Raw genomic sequence first — 18,850 nt, 5'->3', positions numbered from 1 at the left:
GGGAGTTGACCATGCCGACGGCAGAGGGCACACGATCGGCTCCCGCGGTGCCGTCCGCGAGTCCGGCCCGGCGGTTCGCACCGTACCGGCGGACGGGTCCACCGCGTCCGCGCCGTTCGCAGCGTGCACGCCAGACCCGCGCGGCGTGGCTCTTCCTCGCCCCCAGCCTCACCGCGCTGGCCGTGTTCGTCGTCTGGCCGATGATCCAGGCCGCCTACCTGTCGTTCACCGACTACAACCTGATGCAGGCGGCGCACTGGGTCGGGCTGGGCAACTACCGGCAGCTGATCGACGATCCGGAGGCGTGGAACGCCCTGGAGAACACCCTCGTCTACGCGGTCGTCAGCACGCCGGTGAGCGTCGTGCTCGCGTTCTCACTCGCGCTGTTCCTGAACCGGTCGATGGCGCTGCGCGGATTCCTGCGCTCCGCCGTCTTCCTTCCGTTCGTCGTCTCGCTGGGCGTCGTCTCGATCGCCTGGGCGTTCCTGCTCGATCCCAACATCGGCCTGCTGAGCAAGTGGCTGTCGGCGCTGGGGGTTTCGCCCGAGCAGGGCTGGCTGGAGGATCCCGCGTACGCGATGCCGGCCGTCATCGCCGTCGGCGTGTGGAAGAACCTCGGCTTCTACATGGTGATGTACCTCGCCGGTCTGCAGGGCATCCCGCCCGAACTCCACGACGCCGCACGCGTGGACGGTGCCAGCGCCTGGCAGCGGCTGCGCCGCATCACCTGGCCGTTGCTGACCAACCAGACGATGCTCATCTCGATCATGGCGGCGATCGGCACCCTCCAGGCGTTCGACCAGATCTATGTGATGACGCACGGAGGCCCCTTCTTCCAGACCGAGACGCTGGTCGTCTTCACATACCGGGTGGGCTTCGAGCGCAACGAGTTCGGCTATGCGGCAGCCATCTCGTGGGTGCTGCTGGTCCTGGTCTTCGTGCTGTCGATGCTCCAGTTCGGCTACTTCCGCAAGCGGGCGGTGACCCTGTGACGACAACACCGCAGAACGAGCGGCGCCCGCGGGCCTCGTGGACCCCGGGCGCCCGGACGGGCCGGCAGAAGTCCCGGCGCCCCGGAACTCCCCCGGCCCGGCGCCGCGGCATCGACCTCGCGCTCGTCTGGCGGATCAGCACGATCGTGGCCGCCGCGGCGATCGCGCTGGCCGTCCTGCTGCCCCTGATCTGGATGGTGCTGGCCTCGCTGCGGCCCGAGCAGGACATCGTCACCAGCCCGCCTACGCTGTGGCCCCGCTCCTTCACGCTCGAGCACTACGTCGACATCTGGCAGGAGCTGCCGTTCGCGACGCTGTACCGCAACACGATCGTCTTCGCCGGCTTGGTCACCGTCGTCTCGCTGCTCTTCGACTCGATGGCCGCCTACGCACTGGCCAGGCTCGAATTCCGGGGCCGCGAGGCCGTGTTCGTGATCATCCTGATCATGCTGATGCTGCCGTTCCAGATCACCCTCGTCCCGCTGTACGACCTGCTCAACAACCTCGGCCTGGTCAACAGCTTCACGGGAATGATCGTCCCGCGGGCGACCAACGCCTTCGGCATCTTCTTCCTCCGCCAGTTCTTCCTCTCCCTGCCCAGGGACCTGGAGGAGGCGGCACGCGTCGACGGGGCCTCGGAGTGGCGCATCTACTGGCGCGTGGTGCTGCCGCTGGCCCGGCCCGCGCTGCTGACGCTGGGCCTGTTCCACTTCCAGTTCAACTGGAACGACCTGCTCTGGCCGCTGATCATGACCTCGGACACCAGCCGGGCCACGCTGCCGGCCGGACTGTCGCTGTTCATGGGGCAGCACGTCACGCAGTACGGGCTGCTCATGGCGGGAGCCGTGCTCTCCCTTGTGCCGGTGATCGTGCTCTTCCTGCTGATCCAGCGCAGCTTCGTACAGGGCATCGCGACGACTGGCCTCAAGTGAGCGCCGGGAGGGACGACTTGTGAACCGATGGTTCGAGGACGGGCGTCTGCGCTTCGCGGTCGGCATCGAGGACACCTTCGTGCCGCAGGAGTCGGCCGGCCACCGCAAGCTCGACGAGTACGAACTCACCCAGCACTACGCGCTGTGGCGTGAGGACCTCGACCGCGCCGCCGACGCGGGTGCCGAGCTGATCCGGTGGGGAATCCCCTGGTACCTGGTGGAACCCGCGCCCGGAGACTTCCGCTGGGAATGGCTCGACGAGGTCGTGGCGCACATGGACCGCCTGGGCCTGCGCTGCGTCGTCGACCTCATGCACTACGGGACCCCGCTGTGGCTGGACAACCAGTTCCTCAACGCCGCCTACCCCGAGCGCGTCGCCGCCTACGCGGCTGCGGTCGCCGAGCGCTACCGCGGCAGCCTCACGGACTGGACGCCCCTGAACGAGCCCGTCATCAATGCGATCTACTGCGGCGAGAAGGGCCTGTGGCCGCCCTGCCTGCGCGGCGACGACGGCTTCGTGAAGCTGATCGTCCAGCTCGCGCGCGGAATGGTGCTCACCCAGCGGCGGATCGCCGAGGTGCAGCCCGAGGCCGTGTTCGTCCACGTCGACGCCGGGTTCCGCTGGGCGGGTGCGGGGGCACTCCCCCTCGACGAGCTGGGGGGACCCACACCCGGCGAAGCCGGGGGGAACCCGGCTCCCCTGGAGCACCTTCTGGAGCGGCGCTTCATCGGTCTGGATCTGGTGCTGGGACGCGTGGACGAGGACCACCCCATGCACGGTTACCTCACCCGACACGGCACGACGGACGCGGAGTTGAGATGGTTCCGGGAGAACGCGGTGACGCCCGACGTGCTCGGCGTGAACTACTACCCCGCCTTCACCACCTCGCGCCACGACCCGGACACCGGCACACCGCACCCCGTCGAGGCCGGCACCGAGGGCCTGACGGATCTGCTGCACACCTACGCCGCCCGCTACGACCAGCCGCTGTTCGTCACCGAGACCAGCCGCGGCGGCCCGGCCGCGGAACGGCTGGCGTGGCTGGAGGAGAGCGTGGCCACCGTCCGTGAACTGCGAGCGGAGGGCATGGATCTCGTCGGCTACACCTGGTTCCCCTTCTTCGCCCTCGTCGACTGGCTCTACCGCGAATCCGACGACCCCGCGGACAACTGGCTGGTCCAGATGGGCCTCTACGACCTCGAACGCGACGCGGGCAACACGCTGCGCCGCAAGGCCACCCCGCTCGTGGCCCGCTTCCGCGAACTGGCGCGCGAGGCGGGCGCGGACTGCAGCATCCGCTGAGCGGGGTGGCGCGGCGGTTACTTCGCGATCAGCACGGCCGCCGAACGGCCGCCGAGCTCGTACATCTCACCCTTGCCACCCACCGGCTTCTCCGAGCCCGGCTCGGCCACCTGGTCGCCGCCCTCGGACGCGGCGCCCGTGTCGGTCACGCGGTGCCACTCCTTTCCTTCGCCGGGCGAGGGCAGCGTGAAGTCGACGGCGTCGGACCACCCGTTGTAGGCGACGTACAGCCCGTCGGCCGGGTCGTCGAACTCGGTGCCGTCGATGCGCCAGGCCAGCGCGTGGTTGGACGCGTCGCTCCAGTACGCATCGTCCGGCGCGGCACCTGCCGGCGTGAACCAGTCGAGCTGACCGGTGCCGTTGCCGTTGGTGTCCTTGGACGTGTAGAAGTCCGCGGGCCGCAGCGCCGGGTGGGCCTTGCGGAACTCGAGCAGCCGTTGCGTGTACGTACGGAAGGTGCGCTGGTCCGAATCGGGGTCGTGGCCGAGCCAGTTGGCCTCGTTGTCGAGGTTGTAGGGGTTGTTGTTGCAGCGCGTGCTGCGCAGGACCTCGTCGCCGCCGGTCATCATCGGCGTGCCCGCCGAGAGCATGAGGAAGGCGAAGCCGTTGCGGGCGGCCTGCCGTTGGGCCGCGGCTCCGCCGCCCTGGTCCCAGGAGATGTTGTCGTCCGACCCGCCGTCGGAGGGTCCGTAGGGCCATGCCTGGTCGTTCTTCTTCTCATCGCAGGCGTAGAGGTCCCGCTGCGTGAACCCGTCGTGCGCGACCATGAAGTTGACCGAGCTGGAGGGCCGCCGCCCGTCGTCGCCGTAGAGGTCGGAGGAGCCGGCGAACCGCGTTGCGAGCTGCCCCGGGGTCACCTTCTCTCCGGGCTTGTTCTGGTCGGCGCGCAGCGTGTCGCGGTACTTGCCGTTCCACTCCGCCCAGCCCTGGGGGAAGTTGCCGATCTGGTAGGTGCCGTCGCCGAGCGCCCAGGGCTCGGCGATCCAGTCGGTGCCCTCGCCGCCTCCCGCGCCGCGCGCGGGCATCTCCTCGGTGATGCGGTGCAGCGCGGTCTTCGGGTCGGTGGCGCTGTACTTGAAGCAGCCGTGCTCGCAGGTGTTGCCGAGTACGGGTGCGAGGTCGTGCCGGAAGCCGTCGACGCCGAGCGTGTCCTTCCAGTACCGCAGGGAGTCGACGACGAGGTTCTGCGCGACCGGGTTGTGGGTGTTGAAGTTGCCGCCGACGCCCGTGTTGTCCATGGGTCCCTGGCGGTCGTCGGTCAGCGAGTAGTACGTGGGGTTGTCCAGGCCGCGGTAGGAGTGGATGCCGTAGGTGTTCTTGTCCCCTTCCTTCCAGGGGCCGCCTTCTCCGGTGTGGTTGTAGACCACGTCGGCGATGACCTTGATGCCGGCGTCGTGGTACGCCTTGACCATCGCGCGGAACTCGCGGGTGGGACCGCCGGGTGAGTCGTCCGCCGCGTAACGGCGGTCCGGGGCGAAGAAGTTGTCGGTGACGTATCCCCAGTAGTTGTCGTCCGCGCTGCTGTCCGGAGCGGCGTCGTTGGCATCGTTCTGCGATTCCTGCATGGGCAGGAACTCCACGGCGGTGACGCCCAGTTGGGCCAGATCCTCCGCCTTGGCCGCAGCGCCCTTGTAGGTGCCGCGTTCGGCGGCGGGGACCGCCGGGTCGTTCTTGGTCAGGCCGCGCAGATGCACCTCGTAGACGATGTCGTCCTTTAGCGCGCGCCGGGGCTTCTCGCCCGTGCCTCCCCCAGAGCCTTCGGCCTGGGAGGTGCCCCCATCACCGGATCCCGTCCCAGGCAACACGATGCCCTTCGGTGCCTGCGCTCCGCTGTCCTCGTCGCGGTGCTCGGGACCCGAGCCGTAGACGCCCTTGTCGGTCATCCCCTCGCGCAGCGGGTCGTGGCTGACTTCGAGTGCGTACGGGTCGAGGAGCAGCTTGTTCGGGTTGAATCTGTTGCCCTTCCCGTCGACGTCGGAGACGAAGCCGGCCTCGGAGCCCTTCTTCCAGTCCTTGTCATAGGGCCAGTTGGGGCCCCATGCGCGGTAGCCGTAGTAGACGGTGCCCTCGATGCCGTACTCCTCGCGGAGTTCCGCGACGGTCACCGTCGCCGTCCACGTGCCGTCGGAACCGGACTCCCTCTCCAGCGGCAGGCTCGCCTCCTCGTCGGCCCCGGCGGCCTTGCCGTAGAGCTCGACGAGCATCCGCGTGGCGGCGGAGGAGTGCACTCGGAAGGTGATGCTCTCGCCGCTGCCGTCGTAGTGGGCTCCGAGGGCCGGAGCCTTCGCGGCGGCGGCCCGTGCGGGCTGGCCGGCCGCCGGCATGAAGCCTATGACGGCGGACAAGGTGACGGCCGCTGCCGCCAGTCGGAGAAAGCGCAGGCGTCCCAAGGGGGTTCAACTCCTCGAGGTGGGGGGGTGGACAGGCGAGCCCGAGGAGTGCGTCGAGACGGGCCCGCGGCCCGTGCAGGGCGTGCGCGCACGCACCACGGCTCCTTCGCATCGCTCGGGAGGCCGCACGCGCCGGCAGCCGGACGTCGATTCCCTTGTTTCGGCGGGAACTTGAAGGGAACGTAACGGGGCCACGCACCCCTGTAAAGCCTTCCCGCAAGATTCAGGAAGAACTTGCGAGAGGGTCCGATTCTGCCCAACACGGCCCGATCGTGGGGGCATTGAGCGAGTGAAGTGCGGACAGCTCAGGGTGACGACGCACCATGCTTCACCACTTCTTCACAGCACAGTTTCATATACGTCCCGCATCGTTGTTCGACGCAATGGAAGGCTCTTCCACGGCCGACCACCCATCGGCCGGTGCCGTGCTGCGACCCCCACATTGCGCACACGGCGCCACATCCTCGGGGAGAGGACGCCAACGTGGACTTCATACGTTCCGCAGCGCGCCGCAGAACGCTCGGCGCACTCGCCGGCACCGCGCTCATAGCCGCCGTCATACAGATTCCCGCCTCCGCGGGCACGGCCACCGCACCGGACAAGAGCTCCGCACGGGCCTCCGGCGCACAGTCGGCCTTCAGCGCCGCCGAAGACGACGAGTACTACAAGGACGCTGAAGGCAAGACCGGCGAAGAGCTCAAGAAGGCGCTGCACGGCATCATCAGCAAGGGCGTGACCACGCTCTCGTACGACGAGGTCTGGGACGCGCTGAAGGAGACGGACAAGGACCCGGACAACGCGGGCAACGTCATCCTGCTCTACAGCGGCAAGTCCGAATCCGCGGACAACAACGGCGGCGGAGAGGACCAGTGGAACCGTGAGCACGTCTGGGCCAAGTCCCACGGCGACTTCGGCACCGGCAACGGCCCCGGTACGGACGTGCACCACCTGCGTCCGACCAACGTGAAGGTCAACAGCATCCGCAGCAGCAAGGACTTCGACAAGGGCGGCGAGGAAGTCGAGGGCGCGCCGGGCAACTTCACGGACGACGACTCCTTCGAGCCGCGCGACGAGGTCAAGGGCGACGTCGCCCGCATGATCCTCTACATGGACGTCCGCTACGAGGGCGAGGACGAGTTCCCGGACCTGGAAGCCAACGACGACGTCAACAACGGCTCCAAGCCCAACATCGGGCGGATCTCCGTCCTGAAGCAGTGGAGCGACGAGGACCCGCCGGACAAGTTCGAGGAGAACCGCAACCAGGTCATCTTCGACAAGTTCCAGAAGAACCGGAACCCGTTCATCGACCACCCGGAGTGGGTCGAAGAGATCTACAAGTAGAGGAACGGACGGCGGCCCCGCGTGAGTAGGGCCGCGCACCTCCCGATCCGGTGGACAGCACTGTGCCCTCGCCCCTGTTCCGGGACGAGGGCACAGTCGCGGGGTCGCGAACTGCGGCTGCCTGCCTCAGTACTTCTTCGGCCGATAGGCGTCGTACTCGTCGCTCCCGATGCCGTAGCTGCGGGTGCTGTGGTCGGTCCCGTAGCTGCCGCGCTGCTCGTAGGCCCGGTAGGACTTGTGGGCGGAGCTGGTCCACTTCTCGAAGATGACGACGTGACGGGTCGTGGAGCTGCCGTTCGCGTCGATGATCAGATCGCCCTTCTTCAGCTGCGACATCTTGATCTTGTTGGTGAACTGCGAGGAGGCCAGACCAACGGTGTTCGTGCCCGGCTTCCCGTACTTGAGCGCCATGCTCACGTAGCCGGAGCAGTCCGTGCGGTAGCCCTGGAACGTCTTGCTCTGGCTGTAGGGAACCTGGTGACCGTTGACGGCGGTCAGCCAGGTCTTGGCCCGCTTGATGACGGTGTCGCGGCTGATCGTGGCCTCGGCGCCGGCGTCCGCCTTCGCCGTGCGCGCCTGGGTGCCGCCGGCGGACTCCGCCGGAGCGTCACCGGCCATGGCCATGGGGGTGAGGGATGCCAGGACGGCAGCGCCCGCGACCATGGGAAGAGCTATTCGTGTCCTGCGGTTCATGCGGTCCCCGTGTTTCGTCCGATTTCCCTTGACGGGCTGACAGCCGGGCACAGGGACGGACGAATCCGCGGCGGCGTCCCAACTCGCGGATTTCATCGGCCTGTTGCCCGACGACGGGGACGCTAGGCGTATTGAGGTGAACGCGTCAATGCATTCCGGCCCGTCCGGCCGATACCGATGACGAATGTCAGGCGGTGAATTCGCACCCGACTCCCGAGCGCCTCACGGGAAATGCAGCACGCCTGCCCCGGCAGTGGCCACGCCCTCGGGTCAGGTCTGTGACGTGCGGCTTCGCAACCACCGCAGCAGCAGACCGAGCACCGTGGCATTGATGAGTGCCGCCACGGCGAGCAGGATCAGGAAAAGCGGGAGGGTCACCGCCGTCGGCAGCAGAAATCCGATTCCGCCTGCGAGCAGCACGACGAGAAAGCTCGTCGGCAGCGTGGCGAAAATCGGCCAGACACCCGCGAACGATGGACCTTCGTCGTTCGCCAGAACGGCATCGAAGGCCGTCCAGACCAGCAACGCCGCACACACTGTCAAATACACGCGGGACAGCCAGTTGTCCGTCGCCGCCGAGAGAATTCGCTTCCAGCCGCTGCGGTCCCGCATGGTCGCTCTTCCCGGTCGATGAGAGATCTCGGTGAGAGATGCCGGTCGCGCGTGTTCCGGCAGATCCTCCGCTCCTTCACTGCCGGGCGCATGAGTACTTGTACTCAGATCCGCGGCTTTCCGGAAGGCCCGAGGGCCGGTTGAGTCCGCGTCACGTCCGTTGCGCGGCTGCCCGCAGAGCGTCGTCCAGCGTGTCGCGCACATTGAGGACACCTGTGATGCCAGTGACCTCGAACAGCCGCCCGACGAAGGGCTGGAGGGGCCCGGCCACATACAGAGACGTGCGGGTTCGCGTGCGCAGGAGCAGGTTGAGCGCCGAGGAGTCCGCGAAGCTGACCTGCGAGAGATCCACCACCAGCCTGTCGGCTCCCGACTCGAGCACGTCGTCCAGAACAGGGACGACGTCCTGCACCGTGGTGATGTCCAGCTCGCCGGAGAGGGTCAGCACCTCCACGCCGTCTTCACGCCGCCGCGAGACAACAGGGGAGATGCCTTCGGCATCCGCGCTCCCTGTCTCCTCATGCCGCCCGTGCTGCGGAGGCTCACCCGTCGTCTCGTCACCGGTTGTCACAGCGTCTTACCTTGTCACACGCCGCACCGTCCGCCGCTCAACCGACCCGGCCCGCACCTGCGGCAACCGGAGCGCCGAGCGGGGCCGGCTGCTCAGTGAGTCAGAGATGCCGGTGAGATCAGTTGAGTGACGCGCCGGCCCGGTCAGGGTGCAGCCACTGCGCGCGCATGGTCTTGCCGCGGGCCGACGACAGCACCTCCAGCGTGTCGGCGCACTGCTCGACGATGCGCAGACCCCAGCCGCCGCTGCCGTCGAGCTTCCCCTGCCGCCAGCGCGGCGGGAGCGGCACGGAGTCCGTGACCTCGATCCGCACGCGATGCGGTTCGGCCTGTACCCGCAGTTGCCATTTCCCCCGAGCGTGACGCTGTGCGTTGGTCACGAGTTCGGAGACGACGAGGAGCACTCCGCTCAAGTCCACCCAGGCGCACTCGCGCGCCAGGTGCTCCTCCACGGCCTTGCGTGCCTGCCCGATGTCGGTGAACACCGAATCCACCAGAAGGGCCTCTTGTTGTTGTTCCCCTCCGCCTGTCGCCGCAGGGCTGTGACCCGTGGGCACAGGCATCACCTCCCGTCCTCTGCCGAGGACGCGCTCTCCTCGACGGACTCCGTCCGTCCGTACGAAGCGCGTACGGAAATACGGGTTCTCGTCGTGGTCTGTCGATCGGTCCCTGGTCCGCTTGCCCAACGACGCAAACCTCATGCCAACTACCCGTCGATGGACACCACAAGGCGCCGCAAAACTTCCCATAAGCGACAACACTTCGTTCCCGGAGGCGTGTTCGGCGAGAACCCGGGTAGGCGATACAGCCCGACGCCGAACCGACTCGAAGTGAAGGGCAGGTCCACGCGATGACTTCCGCAACGCCGACCGTCACGACAACGGAGGAAGCGCCCACAGGGTCGCCGTCCGTATTCGAAGGGCGGGGAGCCGGAGGCGAATCGCACGAGCTGCCCGTCATCGATGAGCCCGAGAAGCTTGCTCCCGAGGACGCTCGTCAGCTCTCCAAGACGCTCTTCGACAGGCTGGCCGTCCTCGAGGAGGGCACGCACGAGTACCAGTACGTGCGCAACACCCTCATCGAGATCAACCTGACGCTCGTACGGTATTCGGCGCGCCGCTTCCGCTCCCGCGGCGACGACATGGACGACATCGTGCAGGTCGGCACGATCGGCCTGATCAAGGCGATCGACCGGTTCGACCTCTCGCGCGAGGTGGAGTTCACCACCTTCGCGATCCCGTACGTCGTCGGCGAGATCAAGCGCTTCTTCCGCGACACCACATGGGACGTGCGCGTCCCGCGTCGCCTGCAGGAGATGCGCATGGACCTGGCGCGGGCCAACGACAAGCTCACCTCGAAGCTGGGCCGTTCGCCCCGCGTGAGCGAACTGGCCGAGTATCTCGGTGTGAGCGAGGAGGAGATCGTCGAGGGCCAGGTCGCGGCCAACGGCTACAACTCCTCGTCCCTCGACGCGACGGTCAACGACGAGGAGGGCGAGGCCTCCCTCGCGGACGTACTGGGCGAGCGTGACGAGGCCATGGAGCTGGTCGAGGACTTCCACGCCCTCAAGCCCCTCCTGGCCGAACTCTCCGAGCGCGACCGGAAGATCATCGAACTGCGCTTCGGCGAGGAGCTCACGCAGGCGCAGATCGGCGAGCACCTCGGCCTCTCGCAGATGCACGTCTCCCGTCTGCTCAGCCGCGCGCTCTCCGGCCTCCGCGCCGGCATGCTCGCGCAGAGCTGAGTACGGCACCGGACAAGGCCACTGCCGTGGACGGCCGGGGCACCCTCTCAGGGCGCCCCGGCCGTCCACGGCGTCGGTGAGGATACGGCGGCCTTCGGTACGGAATTCGGTACGGAAGGGGCCCGTGACGAGTGATCGCCGCGACGGGTGCCCGCACAAGAAGGGTGGAAACGCCGAGCCGCTGCCGTCCGGTGCCGAGCCGTTGAGGACGTTCGGCACCAACTGGGCGCGCTCGCTCACCTCTTGAGGGGGCAGCTCCTCGTCAGCTCCGCCTGCGACGCCCCGTCCGGCCTGGGCACGTCGCGGCTGCGCGGCGGCTTCTTACCGTCATCGAGCCAGCGCTCCAGTGCCGTGAACGAGGAACGGTGGCAGGGCGTGAGAGGTCGCAACTTGTCGGGGAAGGTGTCCGCGAGCGAGTCGACGTGGTTGCCGTCCTCGACGCGGTAGTAGCGGAAGAGCCCGCCGCGTCCGGAATCGCGCACCATGCGGGCGTAGACGTCGGAGTCCTCGCCGATGGGCAGCAGGGTGTCGAGGGTGCCGTGCAGCGTGATCAGCGGTTTGCCGATCCGGCCGGTGAGCCCGGCCCGTGCGACGGCGCGGCGGACATCTTCGGGACGGTCGCCGTACTCGTAGTCCGCGTCGCACGGCGGACCGTCCGGGTCCCCGGGCGCGCAGAACGGGGTGCCGGCCTCTGTGTCGCCGTCGAAGCCGGGATCCATCTCCTCGCGGTACACCCGCTGGGTGAGGTCCCAGTAGTTCTTGTGGAAGTAGGGCCACAGGAATTCGGAACCGCGCGGGAATCCGGCGCGGTGCAGGGCCTTCCTGGCCTTCGCCGCCCCGGGACCGCCGGCGGCGTACGCCGGGTAGTGGCGCAGCGCCTGCGGCAGAAAGGTCAACAGGTTCGGCTGCTCGCCGCCTGCCCGCCACAGCGTGCCCTCCCAGTCGACGCCGCCGTCGTAGAGCTCGGGACGGTTCTCCAGCTGCCAGCGCACGAGGTAGCCGCCGTTGGACATGCCGGTGGCCAGGGTGCGCTCGGGCGGACGCCGGTAGTGGTCGGCGACCGTCGCCCGGGCGGCGCGCGTGAGCTGCGTGACGCGCCGGTTCCACTCGGAGATGGCGTCACCCGGTGTCCGTCCGTCGCGGTGGAAGGACGCTCCGGTGTTGCCCTTGTCGGTGGCGGCGAACGCGTAGCCGCGCTTGAGCGCCCAGTCGCCGATGGCCCGGTCGTTGGCGTACTGCTCACGGTTGCCGGGCGAGCCGCTGATGACGAGGCCGCCGTTCCAGCGGGCGGGCAGCCGCAGCACGAACTGGGAGTCGTGCTGCCAGCCGTTGTTGGTGTTCGTCGCCGAGCTGTCCGGGAAGTAGCCGTCGATCTGGACGCCCGGCACACCCTTCGGCGTGGGCAGCCCCGCAGGGGTCAGACCTGCCCAGTCGGCGGGGTCGGTGTGTCCGGTCTCCACGGTGCCCGCCGTCGTCAGCTCCTCGAGACAGGCGGACTTCTGATGTTCGGCTCCGGGTACGCGCGGTATGTCCGTCCGGGCACAGCCACGCTCCGCGTCCTGCTGCGCGGCGGCACCGCCGGACGCGGGGAAGGAGAGCATTGCGGCGGTGAGGGCGGCGACGGTCGCGAGGCGGTACGGGCGTACGGCGGCGCTGCTGGCCCGTTTCATCGCAGAGGCCTCCATGGGGGCTGTGTCCGGCCGGCGGCCGGGCCGGTGTCCGGCGTGGTGAGTGCCCGCAGGCTAAGAGCACCCGCCGCACACGGCACACGTGACGGACCGCCACCTTCACGGGCCGTGCGGTGGTGCCCGGCCACACGCCCGGGCGCGCGAGGGCAGCAGGCAGCAGCAACGACCCGTCCGCATCCCTGGCGAACCGGACACGGAACGGGCGGGGCCTCGCTCCCCGGCTACCGCCGGGAGGTGCCCCCACCCAGCTACCGCCGGGAGGTGCCTCAGGCCGCGGGACTCGCCGGCGTCCGTACGCGCCGGGCTCCCGGGCCGCTCCCGGGCGGGCCGAGGCTAGACCGTCATCGGGGTCCGCTCCGAGGAGGGATCGTGAGCACGGGCCGCCACCTCGGTCTCGACCTCCCGGTGGAGGCGCTCGCATGTGCGGCTGATGAGCCGCGAGACGTGCATCTGGGAGATTCCGAGCTGCTCGGCGATGCTGCTCTGCGTCATGTCGCAGAAGAAGCGCAGGTAGAGGATGTAGCGCTCGCGCTCCGGCAGGTTGCGCAGCTGCGGCTTGACCGCCTCGCGGTAGGTCACGCGGTCGAAGCCGGGCTCGGTGGCGCCGAGCGTGTCGAGCAGCGAGTAGCCGTCCTCGTTCTTGGACAGTTCGGCGTCGAGGGAGAGCGCGCTGTAGCTCTCCAGCGCCTCCATGCCGATGACGACGTCCTCCTGGCTGAGTCCGCTGTGCTCGGCGATCTGCGCCACGGTGGGCGAGCGGTCATCGAGCGTGACGCCCAGCTCACGGCTGCTGGCACGTACGCGGTTGCGCAGCTCCTGCACGCGGCGCGGCACATGCAGATCCCACATGTAGTCGCGGAAGTGCCGCTTGATCTCCCCGACGATGGTCGGCACCGCGAAGCTCTCGAAGGCGCATCCACGGGCCGGGTCGTAGCGCGCGACGGCCTTGACCAGCCCCAGGGCCGCGACCTGCTGCAGGTCCTCGAGGTTCTCGCCGCGGTTGCGGAAGCGCTGGGCGAGGCGGTCGGCCATGGGCATCCAGGCCCGGACGACCTCCTGGCGCAGCTCCTCCTTCTCCGTCCCGTCCGGCAGTGACGTGATGCGCTCGAAGTGTGCCGCGGTGTCGGGTGCATCGTCATGCGGGTGGCGTGCGTGCTTCGCACGGAATCGAACTGCTGACATGACTTGATGCCTCCCGGTGCGCGGTAACTACGGGTAGGGCGTCACCACGGGAGCCGACACAGCGATCAAGCGCGGCGGCGCCGACCGCCCTCCCGCAGCTGTGCCTACTGGCCGAAGCACATGGGTGCTCAAAACACCCGAAGAGTAATGACACCGTCCATTACTCCCGATCCCCTTCAAACTACGTCGATGTGGCCCCTTGTGCCACACGTACGCCGTGTTTCGCCCGAGCCCTTCCGGTGACACACAAAGGCCCCGGGTGCGCAGCAGCGCACCCGGGGCCCGTGAAGCCCTGCCGTCCCGCGTCAGCGCGCGGAGTCGGCCTCCGTTTCCTCGCGCTCACCCTCGGCGATCGCGTCGGCGACCTCGGCGGTCCGTTCCGCTTCCTCCGCGGCGAACCGTTCCGCATCGAGCTTCTCGGCGATCTCTTCGTCCTGTGCCATGAGCAGGTCCAGGTTCTGGTTCCCCATCTCGAAGACGCCCATGTCGACGTAGGCGCGCTGCAGCCGCTCGCCCCACAGCCCGATGTCGCGCACGCACGGCACGATGCGGCTGAAGAGCAGTTGCCGGAAGAGCTTCAGGAAGTCCGACTGCTCGCTGAAGGTCTCGGCCTCCTCCTTCGGGACGCCGAAGTTCTCCAGCACCTCGACGCCCTTGAGGCGGTCCCGCATGAGGTAGCAGCCCTCGATGACGAAGTCCTCGCGCTCCCGCAGCTCCGCGTCCGTGAGCTGCTTGTAGTAGTCACGCAGCGCCATGCGGCCGAAGGCGACATGCCGTGCCTCGTCCTGCATGACGTAGGCCAGGATCTGCTTGGGCAGCGGCTTGTTCGTCGTGTCGCGGATCATCCCGAAGGCGGCGAGCGCCAGCCCTTCGATGAGCACCTGCATCCCCAGGTACGGCATGTCCCAGCGGGAGTCGCGGAGGGTGTCGCCGAGCAGCGACTGGAGGTTGTCGTTGATCGGGTAGACCATCCCGATCTTCTCGTGGAGGAAGCGCCCGTAGATCTCGGCGTGCCGGGCCTCGTCCATGGTCTGGGTGGCGGAGTAGAACTTCGCGTCCAGGTCGGGGACGGACTCCACGATCCGCGCCGCGCAGACCATGGCGCCCTGTTCGCCGTGGAGGAACTGACTGAACTGCCAGGACGCGTAGTGCTGCCGAAGATCGGCCCGCTCCGCGGCGTTCATCTTGTCCCAGTAGGACGTGCCGTAGAGCGACATGGCCTCGTCGGGGGTGCCGAGCGGGTCCTTCGGGTCCACCTCGAGGTCCCAGTCGATGCGGCGCTGCCCGTCCCACTGCTTGTCCTTGCCCTTCTGGTAGAGGGCGAGGAGACGGTCGCGGCCGTCGTCGTAGTCCCAGCTGAAGCGGGCCGCCCCCGAGGCCGGCACCTCCCACTCCGCGGCTCCCGGACCGTGGACGTAGAGGTCGTGCGTGGACATGGACGCCTCCTGACACCGGGCTGCTGGGGTCCCGCCCGGGGCAACCAAGGCCCGGAAGCAGGTAGTTGGCAGGCTCACACGCCTGTTACCACCCGGTCAACAAGAGCTGCGCAATGTGTGTCGCAGGGATTGACTCGCTTGCTGACAGGCAGTCTCATAAGACGGACGGCCTTGGGGTCTCCCCGGGTCGGAGATCGAGGGGAAGTACCTTCGGTAACTCACGAAGAGGTGCCCAGCATGACGATCACCCCTGACACGGCCACCGACGAGAAGACCGGTATCCAGCCGCTCCGGGACGCCCTCGGCCTGCTCAAGGACCGGGAGCAGGTCGCCGAGCGCCTGCTGGACTCCTCCAAGAAGCACTCGTTCGACCCGGACGAGGAGCTGGACTGGGACGCGCCCTTCGAGGAGGGCAAGTGGTTCTGGCCGCCGGAGCTCGTCTCGCTCTACGACACCCCGATGTGGAAGCGGATGTCCGAGGAGCAGCGCCTCGACCTCGCCCGCCACGAAGCCGGCTCCCTCGCCTCCCTCGGCATCTGGTTCGAGGTCATCCTGATGCAGCTTCTGGTGCGCCACATCTACGACAAGCCGCTCACCAGCAGCCATGTGCGCTACGCCCTCACGGAGATCGAGGACGAGTGCCGGCACTCCAAGATGTTCGCCCGGATGATCACCAAGAGCGGAGTGCCGGCGTACCGCGTCTCCCGTGTGCACCACAACCTCGCGCGGCTGCTCAAGTCCGTCTCCACGACCCCCGGGTCGTTCACCGCCACGCTCCTCGGCGAGGAGATCCTCGACTGGATGCAGCGTCTTACGTTCCCGGACGAGCGCATCCAGCCGCTGGTGCGCGGTGTCACACGCATCCACGTCGTCGAGGAGTCGCGGCACGTGCGGTACGCGCGTGAGGAGCTGCGCCGCCAGATGGTCAGCTGCCCACGCTGGGAGGCGGAGTTCACGCGCATCAGCTCGGGCGAGGCGGCCCGCGTCTTCTCGATCTCCTTCATCAACCCGGAGGTCTACACGAACGTGGGCCTGGACAAGCGCGAGGCGATGGCCCAGGTCAAGGCCAGCGGACACCGCCGCGAAGTGATGCAGACCGGCGCCCGGCGCCTCACCGACTTCCTGGACGAGATCGGCGTGATGCGCGGCATCGGCCGCAAGCTCTGGGTGAGCTCCGGTCTCCTTGCCCGGTAGGGACCCGCCCGGGGGTGTCCCGGTTACGCTCGTGGAATGAGCAGCAGCGGCACGGCACCGGCGTATCGCAGGCTGAGCGTGGACGAACGGCGTACACAGCTGATCGGTACCGCGCTCGGTCTCTTCGCCCACAATCCGCCAGAGGACGTCTCACTCGACGACGTGGCGGCCACCGCCGGTGTCTCGCGCCCACTGGTCTACCGCTACTTCCCGGGGGGCAAGCAGCAGCTGTACGAGGCGGCCCTGCGCAGCGCGGCCGACGAACTGGAGCAGTGCTTCGCCGAGGCCCAGACCGGGCCGCTCACGCGGCGGCTCGTGCGGGCCCTGGAGCGCTACCTCGCCTTCGTCGACCAGCACGACGCGGGCTTCATGGCGCTGCTGCAGGGCGGCAGCGTCGTACAGACCTCGCGTACGCACGCGATCGTCGACGAGGTGCGGCGGGCCGCCGCCGACCAGATCCTCTTCCACCTCGGCTACCAGCCGGGGGGCAAGGAGGCGGGCCCCCGGCTGCGGATGACGGTCAGCACGTGGATAACGGTGGTCGAGGCCGCGTCCCTGATGTGGCTGGACCAGGACAAGCAGCCGCCGGTCACCGAACTGCGCGACTGGCTCCTGGACCACTTCGTCGCGCTGCTGATGGCTTCCGCCACGAGGGACGCGGAGACGGCCCGGATCGTCCGGCACGCCCTTGACCTGGAGGAGGGCGACGGCCCGGTCGGCGAGCTGGCCCGGCGGATGCTGCCGGTCGTCGGCGACAAGGGGCACCTCCTGGACGTCCCGGGCAAGGCCTGACCGACCGGGATGGCCGGAAGAACTTAAAGAAAGCTTGAAGAACTCCTATCCTGGCTCCATGTCCACCCAACTGTCCTGGCAGGCCAAGGAGGCCACGGTCGGCGAGCTCGCCGAACGCGCCGGAGTGGCCACCTCCGCGCTGCGCTACTACGAGCGCGAGGGCCTCATCCACAGCCGCCGGACCCCCGGCAACCAGCGCCGCTACAGCCGCGACACCCTGCGCAGGGTCGCCTTCATCCGCGCCTCCCAGCGCCTGGGCATGCCGCTGGGCGCCATCCGTGACGCGCTCGCGCTGCTGCCGGACAACCGCACGCCCACACGCGAGGACTGGGCGAGGGTCTCCGAGTGCTGGCGGGAGGACCTCAACCAGCGCATCAAGCTGATGACGCAGCTGCGCGACCACCTCACCGAGTGCATCGGCTGCGGCTGTCTCTCCCTGGAGCACTGCGCGCTGGCCAATCCCTACGACAAGCTCGGCGAGGACGGACCTGGCCCGCGCTCACTCGCGGGCTGCGCCTCGGACGAGTGCGGCTGAACCGGAAAGCGGAGGCTGGAGCAGACAAGTGCGCAGCGAGCAGAGCCTTTTCGTCGGCGGACCGCTGGACGGCCGTGTGCTGCCGGTGCTCACCGGGATCAACGGACGTCCACCGAAAAGTTACGAGGTGCCCGTACCGTCCGCGGACGACGGGCCCGCCGTGGTCCACGTCTACCGGCTGGAACCCGCCGCCTTCACACGCCGGCTGGGCATCCCCCGTGGCTGGCGCTACGTGCACGAACCTGACGGACGCGCCCGCGGAAACCTCCGTTGGCCGTGGAGCCGCGACTAGCGCGGGCCGCCCGCGATCCCGCTGTGCCGGGGCGCGCGGCGCCAGGGCCACTGCCGTGTCTGGCACATCCGTGACGATTTCTGAGGCTGACGTGAAGTTTGCGAAGAACTGCGACGGTTCTGTTCGTGCCGTCCCCTTGTACACGCTGTGCGCCTAGGCTGCCGTGCGTGATCCAAGGGATGGCTGGCCTAGGTAGCACAGACCCCCAACAGGTGGGCCCGTACCGCCTCCACGGCGTACTCGGCGACGGCCGTATGGGAACCGTCTACCTCGGGCGGGGGGCACCGCAGCGCGGCGCGCGCAAACAACTCGTCGCGGTGCGCGCCCTGAGACCCGAGTTGCTCCGCGACCGGCCGCTGCGCGCACGCCTGCGCCAGGAGATGCAGGCAGCCGCGAGTGGCGTGCGCAGTGACTACGTCGCGGACGCGGCCGGCTGCGAACTCGACAGCGCCCAGCCGTGGATAGCCAACGCCTTTGTGCCCGGTGTCTCGCTGGAGGCCCTGGTCTCGAAGTACGGCCCGATGCCGGAGTCCTCGGTACGCGCCCTGGGCGGCGCGCTGACACGGTCCCTGATGGCCCTTCATGCGGCACGGATAACGCACCGCGACCTGGGCCCCCACAATGTGATGCTCGGTCTGGACACGCCACGGGTCGTCGACTACGGCCTGGCACTGGGCAACATGAGCGGTCCGGCCACCGACGAAATGGCCGACGACATCTTCGACCTGGGCGCGACCCTGGTCTACGCATGCAGCGCCCATCAGCCCTTCGCCGGGAACATGCTGCCGATGGCGCGCGAGGATCCCGACCTGACGGGCGTGCCGGACGGGCTGTGCCCCGCGCTCTTCGCGTGCCTGCACAAGACCCCGGAGTCCCGTCCGCCTCCCAGCGTCCTCACGCACGCACTCGACCTCGCCGACACGGCGGAACTGCCCGCCTCCAAGTGGCTGCCCGAGCCGTACGTGCATGAGATCGGGCAAGTGAACGAAGCCGCCCGCCGTGTGATGGGGCGTCGACTCTTCGGCAGGTGACCCGGCCGTCCGTGCGCCGCCGCACGGACGACCCCTGCGCACCCTTCGGGTGACGGACCGGGACGAGGGCCGGGCAACCCCGCCGGTAACAAGCACCGCCGTGCACCATCGCTCCGGTAGCGA

The 18,850-nt window shown here is 68.6% G+C and carries 18 protein-coding genes; 10 read left to right on the top strand and 8 right to left on the bottom strand.

The window, feature by feature from the left end:
- The first annotated feature begins 11 nt into the window (after nt 1-11).
- The 3 genes from I004_RS31735 to I004_RS0102785 are packed head-to-tail and all read left to right on the top strand — an operon-like array spanning nt 12 to nt 3,227.
- Nucleotides 12-992 carry a carbohydrate ABC transporter permease gene (locus I004_RS31735; RefSeq protein WP_051344675.1) on the top strand — a complete coding sequence of 327 codons (981 nt, stop codon included), beginning with the start codon at nt 12-14 and terminating at the stop codon, nt 990-992.
- Entirely contained in the window at nt 989-1,924 is a 936-nt protein-coding gene (locus I004_RS0102790) for a carbohydrate ABC transporter permease (RefSeq protein WP_486579696.1), read from the top strand. The genes I004_RS31735 and I004_RS0102790 overlap by 4 nt, the downstream gene beginning before the upstream one ends.
- 19 nt (nt 1,925-1,943) lie before the next feature.
- A complete protein-coding gene (locus I004_RS0102785) occupies nt 1,944-3,227 on the top strand; it encodes a family 1 glycosylhydrolase (RefSeq protein WP_028434248.1) in 1,284 nt (427 codons plus the stop codon).
- Between the two features lie 17 nt (nt 3,228-3,244).
- On the opposite strand, the gene I004_RS0102780 is transcribed toward I004_RS0102785, so the two are convergent.
- Entirely contained in the window at nt 3,245-5,617 is a 2,373-nt protein-coding gene (locus I004_RS0102780) for an isoamylase (protein WP_199779313.1), read from the bottom strand.
- Between the two features lie 483 nt (nt 5,618-6,100).
- Here I004_RS0102780 and I004_RS0102775 point away from each other — a divergent pair, with 483 nt between their 5' ends.
- Complete coding sequence (locus I004_RS0102775; protein ID WP_486579694.1) at nt 6,101-6,958, top strand: endonuclease I family protein; 858 nt, start codon at nt 6,101-6,103, stop codon at nt 6,956-6,958.
- A 126-nt stretch (nt 6,959-7,084) separates the two neighbouring features.
- Here the strand turns inward: I004_RS0102775 and I004_RS0102770 are convergent, their stop codons facing one another.
- From I004_RS0102770 to I004_RS37910, 4 genes are all read right to left on the bottom strand, one after another.
- On the bottom strand, nt 7,085-7,651 hold the full coding sequence (locus tag I004_RS0102770) for an NlpC/P60 family protein (protein ID WP_028434245.1): 567 nt from the start codon (nt 7,649-7,651) through the stop codon (nt 7,085-7,087).
- A gap of 270 nt (nt 7,652-7,921) precedes the next feature.
- On the bottom strand, nt 7,922-8,263 hold the full coding sequence (locus I004_RS0102765; RefSeq protein ID WP_051344613.1) for an SCO4225 family membrane protein: 342 nt from the start codon (nt 8,261-8,263) through the stop codon (nt 7,922-7,924).
- A 151-nt stretch (nt 8,264-8,414) separates the two neighbouring features.
- A complete protein-coding gene (locus I004_RS31730; RefSeq protein WP_051344612.1) occupies nt 8,415-8,834 on the bottom strand; it encodes an STAS domain-containing protein in 420 nt (139 codons plus the stop codon).
- Nucleotides 8,835-8,952: 118 nt separating this feature from the next.
- Nucleotides 8,953-9,396 (bottom strand): ATP-binding protein, encoded by a 444-nt coding sequence (locus tag I004_RS37910; protein WP_158676980.1) that lies wholly within the window; start codon nt 9,394-9,396, stop codon nt 8,953-8,955.
- Nucleotides 9,397-9,683: 287 nt separating this feature from the next.
- Here I004_RS37910 and I004_RS31720 point away from each other — a divergent pair, with 287 nt between their 5' ends.
- Nucleotides 9,684-10,577: an RNA polymerase sigma factor SigF gene (locus I004_RS31720; protein ID WP_078510748.1), complete on the top strand. Its 894-nt coding sequence runs from the start codon at nt 9,684-9,686 to the stop codon at nt 10,575-10,577.
- A 236-nt stretch (nt 10,578-10,813) separates the two neighbouring features.
- Here the strand turns inward: I004_RS31720 and I004_RS0102745 are convergent, their stop codons facing one another.
- From I004_RS0102745 to I004_RS0102735, 3 genes are all read right to left on the bottom strand, one after another.
- Complete coding sequence (locus I004_RS0102745) at nt 10,814-12,247, bottom strand: tannase/feruloyl esterase family alpha/beta hydrolase (RefSeq protein ID WP_028434243.1); 1,434 nt, start codon at nt 12,245-12,247, stop codon at nt 10,814-10,816.
- A 351-nt stretch (nt 12,248-12,598) separates the two neighbouring features.
- Complete coding sequence (locus I004_RS31715; RefSeq protein WP_037974590.1) at nt 12,599-13,447, bottom strand: SigB/SigF/SigG family RNA polymerase sigma factor; 849 nt, start codon at nt 13,445-13,447, stop codon at nt 12,599-12,601.
- Nucleotides 13,448-13,752: 305 nt separating this feature from the next.
- Nucleotides 13,753-14,883, bottom strand: a complete 1,131-nt coding sequence (locus tag I004_RS0102735) for a ferritin-like domain-containing protein (protein ID WP_028434242.1) — start codon at nt 14,881-14,883, stop codon at nt 13,753-13,755.
- A gap of 237 nt (nt 14,884-15,120) precedes the next feature.
- On the opposite strand from I004_RS0102735, the gene I004_RS0102730 reads away from it, so the two are divergent.
- From I004_RS0102730 to I004_RS0102710, 5 genes are all read left to right on the top strand, one after another.
- Nucleotides 15,121-16,077 carry an AurF N-oxygenase family protein gene (locus tag I004_RS0102730; RefSeq protein WP_051344610.1) on the top strand — a complete coding sequence of 319 codons (957 nt, stop codon included), beginning with the start codon at nt 15,121-15,123 and terminating at the stop codon, nt 16,075-16,077.
- A 36-nt stretch (nt 16,078-16,113) separates the two neighbouring features.
- The gene (locus tag I004_RS0102725) at nt 16,114-16,869 is read left to right on the top strand and encodes a TetR/AcrR family transcriptional regulator (RefSeq protein ID WP_028434240.1); all 756 of its coding nucleotides are present in this window, start codon (nt 16,114-16,116) and stop codon (nt 16,867-16,869) included.
- 58 nt (nt 16,870-16,927) lie between these two features.
- Nucleotides 16,928-17,404, top strand: coding sequence for a redox-sensitive transcriptional activator SoxR (gene soxR / locus I004_RS0102720; RefSeq protein ID WP_028434239.1), 477 nt, complete (start codon nt 16,928-16,930; stop codon nt 17,402-17,404).
- Nucleotides 17,405-17,432: 28 nt separating this feature from the next.
- Entirely contained in the window at nt 17,433-17,696 is a 264-nt protein-coding gene (locus tag I004_RS0102715; protein ID WP_028434238.1) for a hypothetical protein, read from the top strand.
- Between the two features lie 179 nt (nt 17,697-17,875).
- Nucleotides 17,876-18,727 (top strand): protein kinase domain-containing protein, encoded by an 852-nt coding sequence (locus tag I004_RS0102710; RefSeq protein WP_078510747.1) that lies wholly within the window; start codon nt 17,876-17,878, stop codon nt 18,725-18,727.
- Nucleotides 18,728-18,850 lie beyond the last annotated feature (123 nt).

The sequence above is a fragment of the Streptomyces sp. TAA486 genome (genome assembly GCF_000426165.1).
The sequence above is the reverse complement of the archived record's forward strand: the minus strand, read 5'-3'. Positions and strand labels throughout refer to the sequence as shown.